We start from the raw sequence: 20,028 nt of genomic DNA, 5'->3' as shown, positions 1-20,028 counted from the left end.
CCAGCCTAGTTCCGCGTCGAGGCGCGGCCGGCTCAGTCGGGGGCCTCCGTCGGAGCCTCGTACCCGACCGGCAGCTCGGGGACGGTGCTCGAGCCAGTGTGGAACGCGGTGACCGCGAGGAGCATCGGTGTCGGCGCTTCCGCAGAGCGGCCCGCCTCATCGACGACGTCGGGGACGAGCCCGATCGTCAGCCGATCGGTCGTGACCGGTTCGAACACGTGCACCCTCGAGACGCCGACGGAACCGGCTTCGACGAGCGTGCGGCCGTCCGGTGTCCGGACCTCGTGGCGGTTGATCAGCTGCCCGGCGGTGAGGTCCTCGTGCAGCCGGAGGTGATCGATGGTGACCGGCTCCGCGAACGTGACGGTGACCGTCGACCCGTCGGCGGTCAGGGTTCCCGGGATCGGCCGCGCGAAGCGGCGGTCGCGCTCCGCGGCCCAGGCGGTCACGCGTTCCACATCGGCGTCGGGGAGGAGCCCGCGGGTGTCGGGTGGGAGGTTGAGGAGCAGGTTCGCGCCGAGTCCGACGGACCGGTAGAAGATCGCGAGCAGATGCTCCATCGACTTCGGCTCGTCGTCCGGGTGCCAGAACCAGCCGCGGCGGATCGAGACGTCGCACTCCGGCGGCAGGTACAGGGCCTCCTCGAACCGGCTGGTGACGACGGTGTAGTTGCTGAAGTCGGTGTGGTCGACGACGTACCGCACCGGGTCTTCGGCGAGACCGTTCTCGTTACCCACCCAGCGGATCGTCGGGGCGCCCATGTTGAACACCATCGCCTGCGGCTGGAGTCGTTCGATGATGGCGGTGATGCCGGGCCAGTCGTAGGTGTACCCCTCGGACCCGGCGCCGTCGAACCACAGCTCGACGAGCTCGCCGTAGTTCGTGCACAGTTCGGTGAGCTGCCGGGCGTACACCTCGGCGTAGCGCGCCTCGTCGGCGTACTCGGGAGCGTGGCGATCCCACGGCGAGAGGTACAGCCCCAGTCCGAGACCCGCTTCGCGACAGGCTGCTGCGAGCTCGGCCACGATGTCGCCGTGGCCGTCCCGCCACGGTGAGGATGCGACGCTGTAGTCGGTCGTCGTGGTCGGCCAGAGACAGAACCCGTCGTGATGCTTCGCGGTGAGGATGACGTATCCGGCGCCGATCGAGGCCGCGACGCGCACCCACTGCCGCACATCGAGGTCGCTCGGATCGAAGCTCGAGGCGGGCAGGGTGCCGTCGCTCCATTCCTTGCCGGCGAAGGTGTTGACCCCGAAGTGGAAGAACACGCCGAAGCCGTCCTGTTGCCAACGCAACTGGCCCTCGGTCGGGACGGGACGATGCTCGTGGTGGTGCGGCTGTCGACTCACTTGACTCCTCCTGCTGCGACGCCTCGGTGGAACCATCGTTGCAGCACGATGAACACCACGAGGACGGGGACGACGGCGATGATGGATCCGGCCATCACGACCCTGGGGTCGAACCCGAACGACGACGCCGAAAGTCGTGCGAGTCCGAGCGAGACGGTGAACGACGACTCGCTCCGCAGGACGAGGAGCGGCCAGAGGAAGTCGTCCCACGCGGTGATGAACGAGTTGACGACGACGACCAGCATCGCGCCGATGGACGACGGCAGGAACAGGGCGGTGAACCGCTGCCACTCCGAGGCTCCGTCGAGGAACGCGGCGTCTTCGATCTCGTCGGGCACCGCCGTGAATGAGGCCCGCATGATGAGGACGTTCATCGCGGAGACCGCACCGGGGAGCCACGCGCCGACGAGGGTGTCGAGCAGACCGAGCTCCTGGGTCATGAGGAAGAGCGGCACCATGATCGACTCGAACGGCACGACCATCGACACGATCAGCACGGTGAAGGTGACCCGCCGCCCGCGCCAGCCGCGTCGGGAGAGCATGTACCCGGCCGCGGTCGGCAGCACCACCTGGGAGGCGATGGTGAGCGCGCAGACGATCGCGCTGTTCGTCAGGTAGGCGTCCATCGGGATCTGCCGGAAGATCGTGACGTAGGCGTCGAACGTCGGCAGCTGTGGGAACAGGGTGGCGTCGCGCCCGAAGAGTGCTTCGCCGGAGCCCTTGAGCGACGACAGGAACTGCCACAGCAGCGGGCCGACGGAGATGACGAGGACGAGGAGCAGGAGCGCGTACCGCACCGGTGTCGTCCTCGACCAGCGCCGACGCCGACGCCGCAGGAGCGGTCGTGCGGGCGACTGCTCGATGCGCGCGCTCATGCGTCCCGCTCCCCGCCGAAGCGCTGCGCCAGCACGGCGAACACCGCGGTGAGGGCGAAGAGTGCCACGCTCGCGGCCGCACCGTAGCCCGCGTTCCCGGTGATCGGGTCGAGCGCTGCGTCGCGGATGAAGAAGGGGAGTGTCCGTGCCTCGCCTCCCGGACCACCGGTGGCGCCGCCGAGCAGGTAGACCTCGCTGAACACGCGGAGCGACCCGATGCCGGCGAGGAGCCCGACGAGGAGCATCGTGAGGCGGGTGCCCGGCACCGTGATGGTGAGGAACCGTCGCGTCGGGCCGGCGCCGTCGAGCTCGGCCGCCTCGTACAACTCGCGAGGGATGTTCGAGAGCGCCGCCAGGTAGAAGATCAGGTACCACCCGAGCCCACGCCACACCGTGAGGGCGATGGCGCTGAGCAGGATGAGCGACCCCTCGGAGAGGAACGGCACCGCCTGCTGGATGAGACCGACCCGCTGGAGCACCGTGTTGACGGGCCCTTGTTCACCGAGGAGGTTCTGCCAGACCAGCCCGACCGCGACCACGGACGCCACGATCGGAGCCGCGTAGGCGGAGCGGAAGAACCCCATCCCGGGGAGTCGGGTGTGGACGAGCTGCGCGAGCAGCAACGGGAGGACGACCAGCAGGGGGACGGCGATGATCGCGTACAGCACACTGTTGCCGGTCGCGGACCAGAACGCGGGGTCCTGCAGGATCGAGCGGTAGTTGTCGAGGCCGACGAACGCTCCACCCATGCCGAGCGGGGAGGTGTCGGTGAACGACAGCGCGATGGTCCCGACGAAGGGCCCGACGCTCCAGATCGTGATCATGAGCAGCGCGGGTGCGCACCACAGCAGCGGCACCCAGGGCGGTCGATAGCGCGCCGCGCCGTTCAGGTGGATCGCGGTCGTCATCGAGCGTCGGCTCCGATGACCCGGTTGGCCGCGTCCTGGGCGGCCTGGAGTGCCTCACGCGGCGCCTTCTTCCCGGTGAGCGCCAGCTGGAGCTCGGCGTTGACCGCGTTCGCGACCGCGTCGCTCCACTGCACGATGGTGACGATCTCCGCTTCGTCGGCGAGGTCGACGGCGAGACGGTTCGCCTCGTCGATGGGTGCGGTACCGGTGATGTCCGTGAGCTTCGGGATGCCGAGCGACTCGGTGGTGCTCGGGAAGTTCTGGATGCGTGGGTCGCTGATGAAGCGGCTCTGTTGCTCGGCGGCGAGGAGGAACCGCGCGAAAGCTATGGCGGTGGCCGGGTTGGTGCTCGTGCTCGGGACACCGATGGTCTGCACCTCGGCGATCGCGGTGCCGCGGCGGTCGAGGAGGGACGAGACGCCCACGTGCTCGTACACGCCCGGGTTGCCCTCCTGCACGTACCGGAGCGACGAGGCGTTCGGTGAGCCCCAGACGGTCGCGCCCTGGGTGAACAGGGCGGTGGGCTCGTCGTCGGACGCGATCGAGTCCTTCGGGATGCCGCCGGCCAGCGCGAGTCGCGTCATGCGCTCGGTCCACTCCTGCACGGCCGGATCGTCGGCGAAGACGAACGCCGAACCGTCGTCGGCGATGACCTCGGCCTCCTGCAGCTGCCACTCGAGCGGGAGTCGCAGACCGAGACTCGCGGAGAAGGCACTGAACTCGCCGTTCGACCGTTCGGCGACCTGATCGGCCGCGTCGAAGAGTTCCTCGAAGGTGGTCGGCGGCTGCTCCGGGTCGAGCCCGGCGCGCTGCATGAGCTCGGTGTTGTACGTCTGGAGGCCGATGAGGCCCCAGTACCAGGGGAGCACGTAGTGGTGGTCGTCGCCGGGGAGGACCAGGCTGTCCCACAGGCTCGGGATGAAGTCGTCGCCGATGCCCGGTGACGCGGCGTCGAGGTCGGCGAGGAAGCCCTGTTCGCGGAGCCCGCCGGCGGTGGCGAGCGGCATGTTCACGACGTCTGCCAGCGAGCACGCCTGCGCGTCCGCGACGAGCCGGGTGGCGAAGCTGCCGTCGCCAGGGTCGTCCTCCCAGGTGACGGTCGTGCCGGGGTAGGCGGCCTCGAAGTCCTCGATGAGTTCGGTGAAGTACTCGGAGAACGAGGCCTTCAGTGCGGTGGTCTGGAAGGTGATCTCGCCGGACGGCGTCGCGTCGACCGGCGTGCCAGCGGCGAACTCGTCTGCGATCGCGCAGCGACCGACACGCTCGCCCCCGGCGTCGCTCGTGCACGCGGAGAGCACGGCCAGCGTGGCGGCTGCAGCGGCGATCGACAGGGTTCGTTGGTGCTTCATGGGGGCTCTCCTCGTCCGCGGACGGGTTCGTCAACCGTCCTTGCATATCGAGGATAGGCATGAGGTATGTGATATGCAAGCCCTGTGTACAAAAGCCTCATGAGGGCTGCTTGTGGAGTGCACTCAGCCGTCCAGTCGACGGAACCCCATGGTCATGGCCGGATATCGGTGGCCCATGGCCGGGAATCCCTCGGCAGGGTTCGCAGCACCCGTCAGAATGAGGGCATGACCGAACAACGCGCCGTCCTCGATGCCGCCGTCAACTTCCTGAACGGCGGCGGTCTCGCCGTCGAGGACTTCCGTCTCGACCTGCCGCCCGCCATCGCGCAGGCGAAGGGGAAGGCGCAGCAGCAGGAGGTCGGTCGGCTGCTCGTCACGCACCTCGGTCTCGCGATGGTCGGCGAGATCCGCATCACCAAGCTCGAGATCGTGCGCGAGCAGCACAAGGGCTCCCGCGGGATCCTGGCGGCGGCAGCGGCGGCCGGACTCGAGATCCCGGACGCCGCAGCGCATGCGGACACCGTGCGCCCCCGTCCGGAGGGCGCGCTCGTCGAACTCAGCCACCCGATCCGTGCCGGCCTCCGCACCTACCCGGGGCTGCCGGAGCCGGTGATCCGTCCGTTCCTCACGCGTGAGGACTCGCGCCCGAAGTACGCCGAGGGCACCGAGTTCGCGATGGACATCATCGAGATGGTGGGCAACACCGGCACCTACCTCGACAGCCCGTACCACCGCTACGCTGGCGGCGGCGACCTCGCGAGCCTGACGCTCGAGCAGCTCGTCGACCTCCCGGCCGAGGTGTTCCACCTCCAGGACTCCACCGAACGCGGCATCGGCGCGAACGTCTTCCTCGAGCGCGAGCTGCGCGGGACCGCCGTCCTCCTGCACACCGGTTGGGACCGCCACTTCGCGACCGAGGCCTACACGAAGGACGCTCCCTACCTCGCCGAGGACGGGGTGCGGTACCTCGTCGAGCAGGGCGTGGTGCTGGTCGGCATCGACTCCATCAACATCGACGACACCGAGCCGGGATCCGGTGGCGCGCGTCCGGCCCACTCGCTGCTCCTCGAAGCCGGGATCCAGGTGGTCGAGCACCTCACCGGCCTCGAGCAGCTCCCCGCGAGCGGCGCTGCCTTCACCGCGACGCCGCCGCTCGTCGAGGACTTCGCGACCTTCCCCGTCCGCGCCTTCGCGCGACTGCCCTAGGCGCGGTCGGAAGACCGTCCTCGCGGTGCCGTCGGCGCGCTGAGGACGGTCCCGATCACTCCTCGATCTCGGCCCGCAGCAGTGCCGCATCGGTGTGCTGCTCCAAGCGCTCGTGCGCGTCCGCGAGTTCGGCCGTGACCGTCGTCCAGTCGGGCGAGCCGGCAGGCAGGCGTCCGCGAGCCGAACGGAACAGGTCGACGGCACCGGCGTGGTCGTCGACGGCGACCCGCGACCTCGCCGCGAACACCTCGGCCACCGCCGCGCCGTTCTCGTCGCCGGCGGCCACGAACCCCGCCGCGGCGAGCCGAGCCGTCGCCGTCGCGTCGTCGGCGCGTCCGAGCGCACCGAGCGAGCGGGCCTCCGAATCGGTGATGTCGGCCACGAGCCACGCGGCCTCGTGCGCCGAGGCGATGTCACGAGCCTCCGAGTAGAGCGGCAGCCCGGTGTCGTCGCCGAAGGCCGCCCGTGCGCTCGCCGCACGCTGGAGTGCCTGGACGAGGAGCTGCGGGTCGCCCAGCCGGCGAGCGGCGGCGAGGGCCTGGTCGATGACCTCGATCGCGTCGTCGTCCTCGAACTGGACGAGGAGCGTGCTCAACCCGAAGCCGGAGCGGATGACCACCTGGTCGTTCCCGACGGACGCGGCGTCGTCGATCGCTGCGCGCCACACGCCGTACGCCATGCCGTGTTCGCCGATCATGCGCGCGGCCTCGCCCATGTTGGCGAGCAGGTCCGCGAGCTCACCCGGCGCGGCGTGCTCGCGCTTCGCCTGGTAGACCTCGTCGTAGTGCTCGAGCGCCGTGGCGGCATCGCCCGCGAACTGGAGGTACTGCGCGAGTTGGAGGGTGAGCGAGTCGAGGTCGTCGTACTCCGCCCGCTTCGCGTGGGTGATCGCCAGCTGCATGCGGGCCGCGGCCTCGCGGTCACGGTCGGCGTCGCTCAGGAGGGCCGCCGAGAGGGAGCACGCCTGGATGATGCCGAGCCGGTTGCCGAGGAGTGTCTGGAGGGCGACGAGTTCGTCGGCGAGCGCGACCCCTTCGGCGAAGGCCCCGGCCCCGCCGAGCATCCGGGTGCGGAGCGTCAGTGCGGGGAGGCGGACCGACGCCCGCTGCCCGGGCTCGAGGAGTGGGTCGAGAAGCTCTGCCGCCTCCTCGATCCGGCCGGTCACGGCGAAGAGGTGCGCGTGCAGGAGACGGGCCGGCGGGCCTGCCTCGCCCGGGTCGTCGACCGCGGCGGCGAGCACGGCCTCACCGGCGAGCCGGTCGGCGATCCCCATGAACCGTTCCGCGGACTCCTGCTCGGTCTGCGCTCCCGCCAGCTCGAACGCATGGCGTGCGGTGACGACGAGCGTGTGGATGAGCCGGTCCGCGTCGACGGGGACGAGACGGGCGTCGTCGAGCTCGGCGAGCAGGAGGGTGAGCCGGTCCTCGGTCGCCGTGCCGAGGAGGGCCACACCGAAGCGTGCCTCGACGTCGGCGACCGCGATGCGTCCTGCCGCACGGAGCGCGGTGTCGCGGTCGGCCCAGGCCCCGCTCGTGCGGTCGTCGTCACCCTCGATGACCGCTGCCTGCGCGATCGCGCCGAGGAGCCCGGCGCGGAGGTTCTCGTCGGGATCCGCGTCGTCCGCGAGGAGCGCGAGGCCCTGCTCGGCGGCGACGATCGCACCGCGTGGGTCGGCGCTCTGCAGGAGCGCGGAGGTCCGTTCGCGCCACTCGGCGGCCGTGGTCGCCGGTTCCGGCTCGGCGACCGGGGCTGCGAACCCCTCGACCGACAGCGGGAGGTCCCAGTGTTCCGTCGCGAGTGCCCGCGCGGCCTCGAGCCGCTCGGTGCGGAAGCCGTTGCCGTTGCGTTCGTCGAAGGCGCGGGTCAGATGCTCGGCTGCTGCCCAGGCGCGCGCCGCGACCGCGCTGACGGTCCAGTCGGCGGCGTCGGTCGACTCGGTGCCGAGGTACCGGGCAAGGTCCGGGGCGTTGGCACCGCGGACGGGCAGATCACCGTGACCGGCTCGGGCGACGGCATCCAGCAGGACGCCGACCGCGATGAGCCCGTCGGCGTGCCCGGACAGGTTGATGGGGTCGTTGACGAGGGCCGGCAGGTGGCGTTCGAGCATCGCCAGGCCGCGCGCCTCGTTGCCCGTGACGGCGCAGAACACGAGGTGGTCGGCGATGATGCCGAACCCGTCGGCGTTGGAACGGGCGACCCGGTAGCTGCGCTGGTGCGCCGCCTTGGCATCGTCGAACCGGCCGGCGCGGAGGTAGGGGAGGAGCGCCTGTGCCTCGCTCGTCTCCGGCTCCTCGCCACAGCTCATGCGGTTCTCGAACATCTCGTCGTAGATCCGGATCGCGTCGTCGTCGTGCCCGCGGAGCTGGTGGAACCAGGCGTCCTCATTGCGCACGCACGCTTCGCAGTGGCTGTAGCGGTCGCCCTCGATGGTCGAGCGGCGTTCCAGGAACGCGGCGGCCTCGTCGAGGCGACCGGTCACCGTCGCGATGTGGAACTGCGACTGCACCACGCCGCTCATCGTGGCGCCCGCTGCCGCGTACCTCGCCCGCATGTCCTCGTGCATCGCCTCGATCTGCGCGAGCGAGAACGTCGGGTTCGTCGACAGCCGGCCGGCCATCCACTTGTACTGGAACAGCAGGTCGCAGCCGTCGACCGTGATCGGGAAGCGCTCCGGGTCCGCGTCGTGCTTGCCGACGCACCAGCCGAAGGAGCTGAACATGGCGTCGGTGTCGCCCGTCATGTGTGCCGACTGGGTCAACCGCATGCGGGTCGCGTACGCGGCCTCCTCGTCGCCGGCGGCCTCAGCTCGCCGGAGTGCCTCGTCGAGCAGGGCGCGCTCGGCGGGACCACACGGCAGGGTGTCGGCCTCCTCGAGGAGGTCCTGGACGCTCGCGTCGGGGTCGATGTCGTTCACAGGGGTGGCGGTGGTGTCGGTCATCGGAGTTCCTTGTCGTCGAGACCGACACTGAGGCCGATCAGGTCGGTCATGGCTGCGTCGAGCATGCGGCGGTCGCGTGCTTCGAGGGGGCGGTGCCCGGCGAGGAGCGCCTGGACGTAGAGCAGTTGGATGCTGCGCTCGAACACGAGGTCGTCGTCGAGGGTCGCCAAGCGGCGGACGAGCGCCGCGTTCCAGTTGAGGCAGAGCCGGGCTGCAGTGTCGGCCTCAGTGCCTCCCGGGCCGGCGTCGGCGAGGAAGGAGTCGACGGCCCCGACGACCTGCGACCAGATACCCGGCGCGACCGAGGCGGCCCGGTGCCGCTCGAGCCGTCGGAGTACGGACGGGTCGGCGACGTACAGCGCGGCGAGATCGTCCGGCCGGTACCGGCGCACCGAGACCCGGCATTCGACCTCGGCGAGCACGCGGCTGGCGCGGTCCTCGAGTGCCGTCGTCGCGGCGAGGTCGTCCAGGTGCGGCGGCTCGAGGTTGTCGAGCTCGTCGGCGACCGTCACCCGTTCGACCCGCACGCCGTCGATCAGGTGGGGTAGTCGCTCCAGGATCTCCTGGTCGTACACGTACCCGCCGTTGACGATCGGTGAGGCCGGATCGACGACCGCGGCGATCTGACGGAACTCGTCGCGGGATGCCGTGTACCGGATGACGCCGGTCTGCGACAGATGTTCGTCGATGGTCATCGTGCCGGCGGAGGTCTCGATCGGGAGCCACCGGACGACGGCGCTCGCGAGGTCGTCGTCGTGAGCGGCGATCGCCTTGATGCCGAGCTGGTGGACGCCGATGAACTCCTGGAGTCGGTGCGGCCGCTGGCGGGCGAGGTCGAGGATCCACCGTCGCAGGGTTGCTCCGATGGCCTCGCGGGTGAACTCCAACGCGTCGTCCTGCACGAGCTGCTCGCGCGACGCCGTCGGGCGGAGCCCCGTCGTGTCGACGATGCAGCGGACGAAGAACGCCCACTCGGGCAGCAGGTCGTCGATCTGTTCGCTCAGCAGCATGCCGCCGAGGTAGACCCGACTCGCCTGCCGGGCGCCCGGCGGAGGCGGTGAGGGGAGGACGAAGGCGGTGCCCCGGGTGCCGGTGCCGGGCACCACGATCTCGACGGCGTCGAACGGGCGCGTCCCGAGGAGGTCCTCCCCGAACGCTAGAAGTGCCTCGCGAGTGGTCGCATCAGCCGTCCGGAACACCGGGTCGACGTTGATGCGCACCGGGTGGTCGGGTGCGGAGGGGTCGACCACCTCGACGTCGAGGTCGAGGAACCGTCCGAAGGTGGTGGCGAGGCCGAGCACCGTGCCGTGCCCGAGCAGACTGCCGTCGTGCAGTGGACCGTCGATGCGTGGGTCGAGTACGACCTCCGAGCCGATCGGCATGGCGGTGGTCGTGGCATCGTCGAGTTCGCGGATCGTGAAGGTGCCGTCGGCGTCGCCGATCCACTCGATGGCCGGACCGCCACGAGCCGAGCGGCTGCGGACGGTGATGGTGTCGGCGACCATGAAGCAGCTCAGCAGCCCGATGCCGAACCGGCCGAGGTAGTCGCCGCGCTGGAGTTCGTCGAGGTCGCCGCGCTTGGAGCTGCGGCCGACCGTCGCCAGCAGCTCGGCGGCCTCGTCGCGGGTGAGCCCGACACCGTCGTCGCGGAACCGGAACGGCGTACCCGCCTCCGAGCCGGACGGTGGCACGTGCGGGGTGATGATGAGTCTGCCGGGAGGCGCCGTCGGGTCGTCGGCGCGACGGGCTGCGACGGCGTCGCGTCCGTTCTGCAGGAGCTCGCGGAGGTAGACGCGCGGTCCCGAGTAGATGTGGCGGCTGAGCAGATCGACGACTCCGCGGAGATCGACCTGGAACGGCAGCGGGGCTCGGGAGTGGTCTGGCATGGCTCTCTTCCGTCGGCGGCTACGGGGCCTGCATCGGGGGTGCATGCAGGGTGGATCGGGCTCCAGGCAGACGGACCGCGACCGGTTCGTCTGCAGCCGGATCAGCCTAGCGAACGTCGTGAAACGGATGCTGGGCGGTCGCCTGGGGGTCGTCGGGGCGACGCTGCTCCCCAGGGGCTGTGGAGCGAGGTCGACGCCGATCGGTCGTCCGGGGGTGTCGCGAAAACGCGTCCCCGGCTGCTAGCCTTGACGCCGCCTCTCGAATCGATTCGACATCGGTTCGAACCACCCCTCCCACCCCGCACCTCGCTAGGAATCCGTTCACCAGTGCACACCGCAGGAATCACCGTCGTCCACCCAGGGGACTCGCTCTCGGGCAGGCAGCGTCTCGTCTACATCCTCGTGCTCGGCGCGCTCACCGCGCTCGGGCCGTTCACCATCGACCTCTACCTGCCGGCGTTCCCGATCCTCGAACAGGACCTCGACGTCCCGGTCAGCCTCATCCAGCTCACCCTCACCGGGACCACGATCGGCTTCGCGGTGGGTCAGCTCTTCATGGGGCCCTGGAGCGACAAGGTCGGCAGGCGTCTCCCGCTCATCCTCGCGACGAGCATCCACATCCTGGCCTCGGTCGGCGCCGCGTTCGCGCCCGACATCGGGTGGCTCATGGTGTTCCGCGTGCTGCAGGGTGCCGGTGCGGCGGCCGGTGGTGTCGTCGCGATGGCGATGGTCCGCGACCTCTTCGGTGGGAAGCCGCTCGTGCGGATGCTGTCGCGACTCGCGCTCGTGAACGGGCTCGCGCCGATCGCCGCCCCCGTCATCGGGTCGCAGCTCCTCCTCGTCCTCGACTGGCGCGGACTCTTCGTGTTCCTCGCCGCCTACGGGCTGTTCGTCGTCATCGCGGTGTCGCTCTGGATCGTCGAGACCCTGCCGCCCGCGCGGCGTCGCGACGCCGGGCACAGCACCGTCCGCGACCGCTACCGCTCGGTGTTCAGCGACCGCGTGTTCGTCGGTGTCGCCCTCATCGGTGGCATGAGCTTCTCGGGCCTGTTCGCCTACCTCTCGAGCTCGTCGTTCCTCTTCCAGGAGGTCTACGACTTCGACGCACAGGAGTACGGTCTCCTGTTCGCGGTGAACTCGCTCGGCATCGTCGCCGGGGTGCAGATCTCGTCGCGCCTCATGCGCTGGTACGGGCCGCAGTGGATCCTCGCGTGCACGACCATCGTGCAGCTCATCTCCGCAGTGACGATCGTCGCGCTGACGATGGCCGACGTCGGGCTGTTCGGTGTGCTGGTGCCGCTGTTCTTCTTCATCCTGTCGTGCGGCTTCGGCTTCCCGGCGGTGCAGGTGCTCGCCCTGGCGAACCACGGGCACGAGGCCGGGACGGCGGCGTCGCTCCTCGGGGCGCTCAACTTCGGGCTTGCGGGACTCATCTCGCCCATCGTCGGTGTGCTCGGGATCGGTACCGCGATCCCCATGGGTGCCGTGATGGCCGCGACCTCGGTCGTGTCGGTGTGTGCGCTCTGGTTCATCGTGCAGCCGAAGAAGGTCCCGGCCCTCGCCGGCTGACCTGGTGGCTCGCGCCGTCAGGTCACCGGTCCACGCCGTCGAGGTACGTCCACGCGCCGGTGTCCTTCGAGAACCGACTCCGTTCGTGCTGGCTCCCCGCCGAGCCCCGCACGCCGGGAACCTTGTGGTGCGCGACGAACTCGACCATCCCCTCGGTGTCGAGCACCCCACCGCGGGAGGTCTCGACGATGTCGAGCCGGTACCAGCGGAGGGAGTCGTCCAACTCGAGCGACGCCGGCCTGGTCGACGGATGCCAGGTGCGCAGCAGGTACTCCGCGTCACCGACCGCGAAGGCCGAGAACCGCGACCGCATGAGCGCCTCCGCGGTCGCCGCCGACGACTCACCTCGGTGCAGGCGCCCGCAGCAGGCGCCGTAGGTCTCACCGGACAGGCAGGGGCACCGCGCGTCGTCGGCGAGGGGAGCGGTGCGGGCGTCGTGGGTCACTGCTCCAGTATCGCCCGCCAGGCCCGAAGCTCGTGCTCGTCGGCCGTCGGTCGCCAGCGCATATCCGGCGGCGTATCGGCGCGGCGATCAACGCGTCATCCTCCTGGCGCAAGCCCACGCGTGAGGCATACCCGACACGGCATGATGGGACGATGACGGCACCCGACGACCACGACGACCCAGCAGCTGCACCGGCTCCCGAGGTGCACGAGGCGGTCTCGCCAGCTCTCGACGAGTCGGGTGCGCTCGCGATGGATCCGGACCCGGCGTCGATCCGGCCCGATCCGAAGCTCGCTGCGAAGGTCTCCCGGCGGTGGCCGTTGATCAGCGGCGCGATCGCCGTGGTCCTCGTCCTCCTGCTCGGCGTGCTGCTCTTCCAGCGCGGCCCGAACGCCCCGTTCGGGTTCGACGAGGAGTGGATGCAGGAGGTCCTCGAGGAGCGGTCGCCGTGGCTCGTCCAGGCTGCGCTCGTGATGAACTGGCTCGGCGGCGGGGTCGTCGCGATCTTCGTCGTACCGCTGCTCGGGATCGCCGTCCTGCTGTTGTTGCGCCGTCCATGGGCCGCCCTGTACTTCGCGATCGTCTCCGCCCTGAGCGCCGGAGCGGTGCAGATCATCAAGAACATCGTCGGTCGATCGCGGCCCGAGGACATCCTGGTCCACGCGGACTTCGGTTCCTTCCCCTCGGGGCACAGTGCGAACGCGGCGACCATCGCCGTCGCGTTCGGGATCATCTTCCCGCGGGTCTGGGTGTGGTTGATCGGTGTCGCCTACACGCTGCTGATGATGCTGTCGCGGACCTATCTCGGTGCCCACTGGGTGAGTGACACGATCGGTGGGCTGCTGCTCGGTGCCGGTGTCGCGCTCATCATCGCGGTGCCGTTGCTGCACCGGATGTCGACCGAACCGAAGAAACGGGTCCCGCTGACCGACGGCTGACCGAGTGGACGCCCGGCGCTTGATGCCGGTCGTCCAGCGCTCGTCGTTCGTGTTCCGTCCTGACGCCAGCGCGGTGCGCTGATCCCAGACCGCCCGGATCGGCGTGAGCGCGGGTCCACCGCGTGAGCGCGCCCCTCCGGAGGCCCGCGCTCACGCCAAAGACCCGCGCTCGCGTCAGCGCACCGCGCTGGCGGCCACGACACCCCGTGCCGGCGGAGCGGTAGTCTGCTGACAGCCGGGAGCCGGCCGGGGGAGGAGACGCGTGTCGATCACGATGCACGACGTCGCCGCACGCGCGGGCGTCTCGATCAAGACCGTCTCGAACGTCGTCAACGACTACCCGCACGTGAGCGACGCGACCCGCTCCAAGGTTGAGCGCGCGATCGCCGAGCTCGGCTACCGCCCCAACCTCTCGGCCCGGAGTCTCCGCTCAGGCCGGTCCGGCGTGATCAGCCTCATCATCCCCGACCTCCGCAACGCCTACTTCGCGGAGCTCGCGGACGCGGTCATGCGTCAGGCTCGTGCGCGCGGGCTCTCGGTGCTCATCGAGCAGGTGGCCGGCGGTCGCGACGTCGAGCTCGAGATCCTCCGCGGGCCGCGCATGCAGCTCGTCGACGGTATCCTCTACAGCCCGCTCAGCCTCGACCGCGACGACAGCGCGTTGCTCCCGGACGGGCCCATGGTGATCCTCGGTGAGCAACTGTTCGACGGCGACCGCGACCACGTGACGATGGCCAACGTCGACGGCGCCCGCGCGGCGACCGAACACCTGCTCGCGCAGGGTCGGCGGCGCATCGTCGCGCTCGGCACCGACCCGCACGACACCCTGGGGCCGGCCGCCCTCCGTCTCCAGGGGTATCGCGAGGCGCTCGAAGCCGCGGGCATCCCGGCCGATCCCGCCTACGTCAGCACCGTCGTCAGCTGGCACCGCAGCGACGGGGCGAACGCGATGCGCGAGGTCATCGCCGCGGGCCTGCCGTTCGACGGCGTCGTCGCCTTCAACGATGCGATGGCCCTCGGCGCCATGCGCGTCCTCCAGGACGCCGGGCTCCGCATCCCCGACGACGTCGCGATCATCGGCTTCGACGACCTGGACGAGACGCGCTATGCCCTCCCGACCCTGTCCACGGTCGACATCGGCCGGGAGGAGATCGCCGAGCGCGCCGTCGAGCTCCTCATCGAGCGGATCGCCGCACCCGGGCTGTCGGAGGCACCGCGCGCGATCGTCAGCGGCTTCCGCGTCGTCCCGAGGGAGTCCACCGGTTCCTTGACCGCCCGGGGGCAAGGCCCTGGGGGCGCTCCTTCAACGTTGTAGAGTGCGTACAGGGCGGCCGGGCATGCCGCCGCCGAGGAGGATCATGGCGACCACCCTGCACGACGTGGCGAAGCTCGCCGGGGTGTCCGCCAAGACCGTCTCGAACGTCGTCAACGACTACCCCCACATCAAGCAGGCCACCAAGGAGCGGGTGCTCGCGGCGATCGCCGAGCTCGGCTACCGCCCGAACCTCTCCGCACGCGGGCTCCGCTCCGGTCGTTCCGGCGTCATCAGCCTGATCATCCCCGACCTCCGGAACTCCTACTTCGCCGAGCTCGCCGACGCCGTCATGCACGCCGCCGACCAGCTCGGCCTGTCGGTGCTGATCGAGCTGAGCGGCGGCGACCGGGCACGCGAGGCCGAGCTCTTGCGCGGCGCACGACTCCGTGCGGTCGACGGTGTCCTCTACAGCGCGCTCCACCTCGGCGACGAGGACCTCGCCGTCGTGGAGGAGGTCACCATCCCGATGGTGCTCCTCGGTGAGCGCATCTTCAACGCCCCGAACGACCACGTGACCATGCGCAACACCGAGGGAGCGCGTGCCGCGACGGAGCATCTGATCGCGCTCGGTCGGACGCGGATCGTCGCCTTCGGAGCGCACCGCGCCGACATCGTCGGTTCGGCCAGTCTGCGTCTCGCCGGGTATCGAGCCGCGCTGGAGGCTGCCGGCATGGTGTTCGATCCGGCGCTCGTCCGCGAGGTCCCGGTCTGGGGTCGCTTCGACGGAGCGGTCGCGATGCGCGCGATGCTCGATGAGGGTGTCGCGTTCGACGGCATCGTCGCGTTCAACGACGCCCTGGCGCTCGGAGCCATGCGCGTCCTGAGCGAACGAGGCGTCGCCATGCCCGATGAGGTCGCGGTCATCGGCTTCGACGACATCGACGAGGGTCGGTACTCCCTGCCGTCGCTGTCGACGATCGCGCCGGGGCGGGAGCAGATCGCCCGGACCGCCGTGTCGCTGCTCGTCGAGCGGATCGCCGGGGGAGTCGATGATGTGCCACCCCGTCGCGTCTACGCGGACTTCGAACTGGTGCGACGTGAGTCGACCGCGTCCTCGCCCGTCGGCGCCGATTCCCCATCTCCAGACGTGTCTTGACAGCCGCCGATCGGCGCACGAGACTGCTTCTACAACGTTTACCTTCAACGTTGTAGAAACCTGGATGACGACGTCCCCGAGAGGACCCAATGACCACCGCACGCATCGCCATCGACCCGAACGTCACGGTCGCACCCGTCAACCGCCGGATCTTCGGCTCGTTCGTGGAACACCTGGGCCGCTGCGTCTACGACGGCATCTACGAGCCCGGCCACCCCACCGCCGACGCCGACGGCTTCCGCGGCGATGTGGTGGACCTCGTCACGGAGCTCGGTACGAGCACCATCCGCTACCCCGGCGGCAACTTCGTCTCCGGCTACCGCTGGGAGGACGGCGTCGGGCCGCGCGAGCACCGCCCCGTGCGCCGCGACCTGGCCTGGCACTCGCTCGAGACCAACCAGGTCGGCGTCGACGAGTTCGCCAAGTGGTGCAAGCTCACCGGCAGCGAGATGATGATGGCCGTCAACCTCGGCACGCGCGGGGTGCTCGAAGCGCTCGACCTCCTCGAGTACACGAACCACCCGAGCGGCACCGCGCTGTCCGACCAGCGGATCGCGAACGGCGCACCAGAGCCCTACGGCATCAGCATGTGGTGTCTCGGCAACGAGATGGACGGGCCGTGGCAGGTCGGCGCCATGTCGGCCGACGACTACGGCAAGCTGGCCGCCCGGACCGCGTCGGCGATGAAGATGGTCGACCCGAAGCTCGAACTCGTCGTCTGCGGATCGTCGAGCTCCTCGATGCCGACCTTCGGCGACTGGGAGCGCACCGTCCTCGAGCACAGCTTCGACTCGGTGGACTACATCTCCTGCCACGCGTACTACCAGGAGCGCGACGGCGACCTCGGGTCGTTCCTCGCGTCGTCCCTCAACATGGAGTACTTCATCCGGACGGTCGTCGCGGCCGCCGACCACGTCCAGCACAAGCGTCACTCCGACAAGCAGATCCAGCTCTCGTTCGACGAGTGGAACGTCTGGTACCTCGACGAGTGGAACGCGATCGAGGGCACGATCGAGGAGTGGGCCTACGCCCCCCGCCTCATCGAGGACGTCTACTCGGTCGCCGACGCGGTCGTGTTCGGCAACCTGCTGATGACGCTCCTCAAGCACAGCGACCGCGTCGGGTCGGCGAGCCTCGCGCAGCTCGTGAACGTCATCGCCCCGATCATGACCGAGCCGGGTGGCGGCGCCTGGCGGCAGACCACGTTCTTCCCGTTCTCGGTCACCAGCCGGCTCGCCTCGGGTGTCGTGCTCTCGCCGCGCATCGAGGTCGGCAGCTACACCACGAAGGTGCACGGCGACGCGCCGCTCGTCGACTCGGTCGCGACGTACGACGCCGAGGCCGGGACCGCGGCCGTGTTCCTCGTGAACCGCCACCAGGACGAGGCGATCACAGTGACCGTCGACGTCTCGGCGCTCGGTGTCGGTTCGATCGTCGAGGCGAGCGGTATCCACGACGAGGACGTCTACGCGAAGAACACGATCGACGACCGCGAGCGCGTCGGCCTCGTCGCGAACGAGAGCGCGTCGCTCGCCGACGGCACCCTCACGATCACGCTCCCGCCCGTGTCGTGGACGGCGGTCGCACTCGGCGCCTGAGTCGGGAAGCGGGCTGCGGTCTGCGGGCTCCGGTCTGCGAGTCAGGGGTCTCGGCGTTCGCAACTCAGGACGATCACGGCGGGTCTGCCGCGCTCGCGGCGATCGCGGGACGGCGCGCCGGACCCGTCCTGAGTTGTGCACGACTCGGCGTCGGCGGTGGGTGGGGGAATCCCACGCACCGCCGACATCGTGCGGCCCTACAATCGGCACATGACGGCACGGGGCTCCTACGCGAAAGGCGTTGCGCGCCGCGAGGAGATCCTGCGCGTCGCGCTCGCGGTGTTCGCGCGCGAGGGGTATCGCGGCACGTCGCTCCGTGAGGTCGCGCGTGAGGTCGGCGTCAGCCTGCCGGGGCTCATGCACTACTTCGAATCCAAGGAGCACCTGTTCGCGGCGATCCTGCGGGAGCGCGACGCCGTCGACTACGAGGAGTTCGCCGCGGCCGGGTCGCAGGACGCGATCGAGGGTCTGGTCGCCGTCATGCGGCACAACAGCGATGTCCCTGGGCTCGTCGAGCTGTACCTGACGATGGCGGCCGCCGCCGGTGACGCGGAACACCCGGTGCGAGGGTTCTTCGTCGATCACGTCACGGCGGTGCGCCGGAGCATCGCCGACGTCGTCCGTGATCGCCAGGCTTCCGGGCGGGTCGCCGCGGGCATCGATCCCGAGCACGTGGCGCGCGTCATGGTCGCCCTCGCCGACGGGCTGCAAGTGCAGTGGACGCTCGACCCCTCCGTCGACATGGCCGGTGACCTCGAGCGCGCCTGGGCTCTCCTCGTCGGCGACGCCGGCGCGGTGCGCTGACCCGAGCGCGGGTCCGTGGGGCCCGGCGCGGTGCGATGACGCGAGCGCTGGGGATTCGGCGTGGGCGCGCCCCGGGCGCGTGAGCGCGACCCTCCGGAGACCCGCGCTCACGCGGCTGGGCCGCGCTCGCGTCAGCGCACCGCGCTGGCAGCAGCCACACCGACAGGTTTCGTGAAAACCTATTGACCACTCGGGTTTCGCGCTTATACTCAAAGCCGTGCAGTGATCGGTTTCCCGGTCCTGCCAGGACAGCACCACCCGCGGGCCAGAGCCGGTCCGCAGCTCAGCGTTGAGAGGAACTCGGATGTCCAAGCCACCCCGCCGCCCCAAACCCACCGGCCAGCGTGCCTCGAGCGGCCCATACGTCAGCCTCGTCACCGGCCCGTCGGGACCGACGGAACGAGCATCGAAACGGGTCGTCACCACCATGGCGCTCGCCCAGTTCGGCCTGTTCGTGGCCCTGCTCGCCCCGGTCACCGTGAGCCTGGCCCTCAAGACGCAGCAGCTCGTCCCCGGTGACCAGGCGGCGGTCGTCAACGGCAACGTCCTCTCCATCGCCGCCCTGTTCGCCCTCGTCGCGAACCCGGTGATCGGCCGCCTGTCCGACATCACGCTCTCGCGCTTCGGTCGCCGCCGCCCGTGGATGTTCCTCGGCGCCATCGGCTTCGTCGCCTCGCTCACGATCGTCGCGTTCGCTCCGAACGTCCCGGTCCTCATCGCCGGTTGGTGCCTCGCACAACTCACCGGCAACGCCATCCTCGGCCCGCTGCTCGCGACCATCGCCGACCAGGTCCCGCCGGAACAGCGCGGGAGTGTCTCCGCGAACGTCGGCGTCATGCAGAACGTCGGCATCCTCGCTGCGGCCTTCGTGGCCAGCTGGTTCGTCACCGACATGCTGCTCCTCTTCGTCGCTCCGGCCGTCTTCGCACTCATCACCGTGTGGCTGTACTGCTTCGTCCTGCCCGACCGCGCGATCACCACCCGTCCGGACGTCGGCGGATGGAAGGGTCTGCTCTTCACCTTCTGGGTGAACCCGCTCAAGCACCCGGACTTCGGTTGGGTCTGGCTCTCACGGTTCCTGCTGACGCTCGCCTCGTTCCTCTTCGTCGCGTTCCGCCTGTTCTTCCTGCAGGAGGAGGTCGGGCTCTCGCAGCAGGGCGCCGTCGACACCCTGACCTTGGGTGTGCTGATCTACACGATCGCGCTCGTCATCACCGCGAAGCTCGGCGGTTGGCTGTCGGACCGGATGCTCAACCGCAAGGTGTTCGTCATCGGGTCGACGGCGGTGTTCGCGGTCGGACTCATCCTGCTCGCCCACACCACGACGGTGCCCATGTTCTACGTCGTCGAGGCGATCATGGGGGCGGCGTACGGCGTGTACGTCGCGGTGGACACCGCTCTCGTCGTGGACGTCCTGCCGAACCCGGACGACGCGGCGAAGGACCTCGGCGTCCTCAACATCGCGAACGCCCTGCCGCAGTCGCTCGCCGGCGCGGTGGGCGCGTTCCTCCTCGGACTCGGCGCGGTCGGCAACAACTACACGGCCCTGTTCTGGGGCGCCGGGGTGATCGCCGTGCTCGGCGCGCTGACGATCCTGCCGGTCCGACACCGCATGACCCGGAACGCCGACGGGACGATCACCGGATCGATCGCGACCCGTGGGTGACCCCGGTCACGCCTCTCGCACCCCGATCACCAGCTCCACTCCATCACCCAGCGACGCCAAGGACGGCGTCAGAACGGACGGCAACA

The 20,028-nt window shown here is 70.0% G+C and carries 15 protein-coding genes; 8 read left to right on the top strand and 7 right to left on the bottom strand.

Annotated elements, in window-relative coordinates:
* Positions 1-32: 32 nt before the first annotated feature.
* Genes EAO79_RS18810 through EAO79_RS18795 form a run of 4 tightly spaced genes read right to left on the bottom strand, consistent with a single transcriptional unit; the run spans position 33 to position 4,481 of the window.
* Positions 33-1,349 carry an alpha-L-fucosidase gene (locus tag EAO79_RS18810; protein ID WP_241160936.1) on the bottom strand — a complete coding sequence of 439 codons (1,317 nt, stop codon included), beginning with the start codon at positions 1,347-1,349 and terminating at the stop codon, positions 33-35.
* A complete protein-coding gene (locus tag EAO79_RS18805) occupies positions 1,346-2,224 on the bottom strand; it encodes a carbohydrate ABC transporter permease (protein WP_124769978.1) in 879 nt (292 codons plus the stop codon). Before EAO79_RS18805 ends, EAO79_RS18810 begins: the two co-directional genes overlap by 4 nt.
* A complete protein-coding gene (locus EAO79_RS18800) occupies positions 2,221-3,132 on the bottom strand; it encodes a carbohydrate ABC transporter permease (protein WP_124769977.1) in 912 nt (303 codons plus the stop codon). The genes EAO79_RS18805 and EAO79_RS18800 overlap by 4 nt, the downstream gene beginning before the upstream one ends.
* Complete coding sequence (locus EAO79_RS18795; RefSeq protein WP_124769976.1) at positions 3,129-4,481, bottom strand: extracellular solute-binding protein; 1,353 nt, start codon at positions 4,479-4,481, stop codon at positions 3,129-3,131. Before EAO79_RS18795 ends, EAO79_RS18800 begins: the two co-directional genes overlap by 4 nt.
* Before the next feature lie 225 nt (positions 4,482-4,706).
* On the opposite strand from EAO79_RS18795, the gene EAO79_RS18790 reads away from it, so the two are divergent.
* On the top strand, positions 4,707-5,687 hold the full coding sequence (locus EAO79_RS18790) for a cyclase family protein (RefSeq protein WP_124769975.1): 981 nt from the start codon (positions 4,707-4,709) through the stop codon (positions 5,685-5,687).
* 55 nt (positions 5,688-5,742) lie between these two features.
* Here EAO79_RS18790 and EAO79_RS18785 read toward each other — a convergent pair whose 3' ends face one another.
* Both EAO79_RS18785 and EAO79_RS18780 read right to left on the bottom strand, forming a co-directional pair.
* A complete protein-coding gene (locus EAO79_RS18785; RefSeq protein ID WP_124769974.1) occupies positions 5,743-8,625 on the bottom strand; it encodes a hypothetical protein in 2,883 nt (960 codons plus the stop codon).
* Positions 8,622-10,511, bottom strand: coding sequence for an HSP90 family protein (locus EAO79_RS18780; protein ID WP_124769973.1), 1,890 nt, complete (start codon positions 10,509-10,511; stop codon positions 8,622-8,624). The genes EAO79_RS18785 and EAO79_RS18780 overlap by 4 nt, the downstream gene beginning before the upstream one ends.
* Positions 10,512-10,838: 327 nt before the next feature.
* Between EAO79_RS18780 and EAO79_RS18775 the strand changes: the two genes are divergently transcribed.
* On the top strand, positions 10,839-12,080 hold the full coding sequence (locus EAO79_RS18775) for a multidrug effflux MFS transporter (RefSeq protein ID WP_205858686.1): 1,242 nt from the start codon (positions 10,839-10,841) through the stop codon (positions 12,078-12,080).
* Positions 12,081-12,102: 22 nt separating this feature from the next.
* On the opposite strand, the gene EAO79_RS18770 is transcribed toward EAO79_RS18775, so the two are convergent.
* Positions 12,103-12,525 (bottom strand): YchJ family protein, encoded by a 423-nt coding sequence (locus EAO79_RS18770; protein ID WP_124769972.1) that lies wholly within the window; start codon positions 12,523-12,525, stop codon positions 12,103-12,105.
* A gap of 152 nt (positions 12,526-12,677) precedes the next feature.
* On the opposite strand from EAO79_RS18770, the gene EAO79_RS18765 reads away from it, so the two are divergent.
* The 6 genes from EAO79_RS18765 to EAO79_RS18740 all read left to right on the top strand — a co-directional run bounded on the left by EAO79_RS18765 (position 12,678) and on the right by EAO79_RS18740 (position 19,942).
* Complete coding sequence (locus EAO79_RS18765) at positions 12,678-13,463, top strand: phosphatase PAP2 family protein (protein ID WP_228501947.1); 786 nt, start codon at positions 12,678-12,680, stop codon at positions 13,461-13,463.
* A 262-nt stretch (positions 13,464-13,725) separates the two neighbouring features.
* A complete protein-coding gene (locus EAO79_RS18760) occupies positions 13,726-14,778 on the top strand; it encodes a LacI family DNA-binding transcriptional regulator (RefSeq protein WP_124769971.1) in 1,053 nt (350 codons plus the stop codon).
* A 43-nt stretch (positions 14,779-14,821) separates the two neighbouring features.
* Positions 14,822-15,874, top strand: a complete 1,053-nt coding sequence (locus tag EAO79_RS18755) for a LacI family DNA-binding transcriptional regulator (protein ID WP_124769970.1) — start codon at positions 14,822-14,824, stop codon at positions 15,872-15,874.
* 89 nt (positions 15,875-15,963) lie between these two features.
* Positions 15,964-17,472, top strand: coding sequence for an alpha-N-arabinofuranosidase (locus EAO79_RS18750; RefSeq protein ID WP_124769969.1), 1,509 nt, complete (start codon positions 15,964-15,966; stop codon positions 17,470-17,472).
* Positions 17,473-17,682: 210 nt separating this feature from the next.
* On the top strand, positions 17,683-18,276 hold the full coding sequence (locus EAO79_RS18745) for a TetR/AcrR family transcriptional regulator (protein ID WP_124769968.1): 594 nt from the start codon (positions 17,683-17,685) through the stop codon (positions 18,274-18,276).
* 304 nt (positions 18,277-18,580) lie between these two features.
* On the top strand, positions 18,581-19,942 hold the full coding sequence (locus tag EAO79_RS18740; RefSeq protein ID WP_124769967.1) for an MFS transporter: 1,362 nt from the start codon (positions 18,581-18,583) through the stop codon (positions 19,940-19,942).
* Positions 19,943-20,028: the final 86 nt, after the last annotated feature.

This window comes from Plantibacter sp. PA-3-X8, from assembly GCF_003856975.1.
Lineage (GTDB): Bacteria > Actinomycetota > Actinomycetes > Actinomycetales > Microbacteriaceae > Plantibacter > Plantibacter auratus.
The sequence above is the reverse complement of the archived record's forward strand: the minus strand, read 5'-3'. Positions and strand labels throughout refer to the sequence as shown.

Bases quoted from the DNA above. Each gene is read 5' to 3' on its own strand.
- EAO79_RS18790 (WP_124769975.1), top strand. From the start codon at position 4,707: ATGACCGAACAACGCGCCGTCCTCGATGCCGCCGTCAACTTCCTGAAC.
- EAO79_RS18800 (WP_124769977.1), bottom strand. From the start codon at position 3,132: ATGACGACCGCGATCCACCTGAACGGCGCGGCGCGCTATCGACCGCCC.
- EAO79_RS18785 (WP_124769974.1), bottom strand. From the start codon at position 8,625: ATGACCGACACCACCGCCACCCCTGTGAACGACATCGACCCCGACGCG.
- EAO79_RS18795 (WP_124769976.1), bottom strand. From the start codon at position 4,481: ATGAAGCACCAACGAACCCTGTCGATCGCCGCTGCAGCCGCCACGCTG.
- EAO79_RS18765 (WP_228501947.1), top strand. From the start codon at position 12,678: ATGACGGCACCCGACGACCACGACGACCCAGCAGCTGCACCGGCTCCC.
- EAO79_RS18755 (WP_124769970.1), top strand. From the start codon at position 14,822: ATGGCGACCACCCTGCACGACGTGGCGAAGCTCGCCGGGGTGTCCGCC.
- EAO79_RS18740 (WP_124769967.1), top strand. From the start codon at position 18,581: ATGTCCAAGCCACCCCGCCGCCCCAAACCCACCGGCCAGCGTGCCTCG.
- EAO79_RS18805 (WP_124769978.1), bottom strand. From the start codon at position 2,224: ATGAGCGCGCGCATCGAGCAGTCGCCCGCACGACCGCTCCTGCGGCGT.
- EAO79_RS18750 (WP_124769969.1), top strand. From the start codon at position 15,964: ATGACCACCGCACGCATCGCCATCGACCCGAACGTCACGGTCGCACCC.
- EAO79_RS18780 (WP_124769973.1), bottom strand. From the start codon at position 10,511: ATGCCAGACCACTCCCGAGCCCCGCTGCCGTTCCAGGTCGATCTCCGC.
- EAO79_RS18745 (WP_124769968.1), top strand. From the start codon at position 17,683: ATGACGGCACGGGGCTCCTACGCGAAAGGCGTTGCGCGCCGCGAGGAG.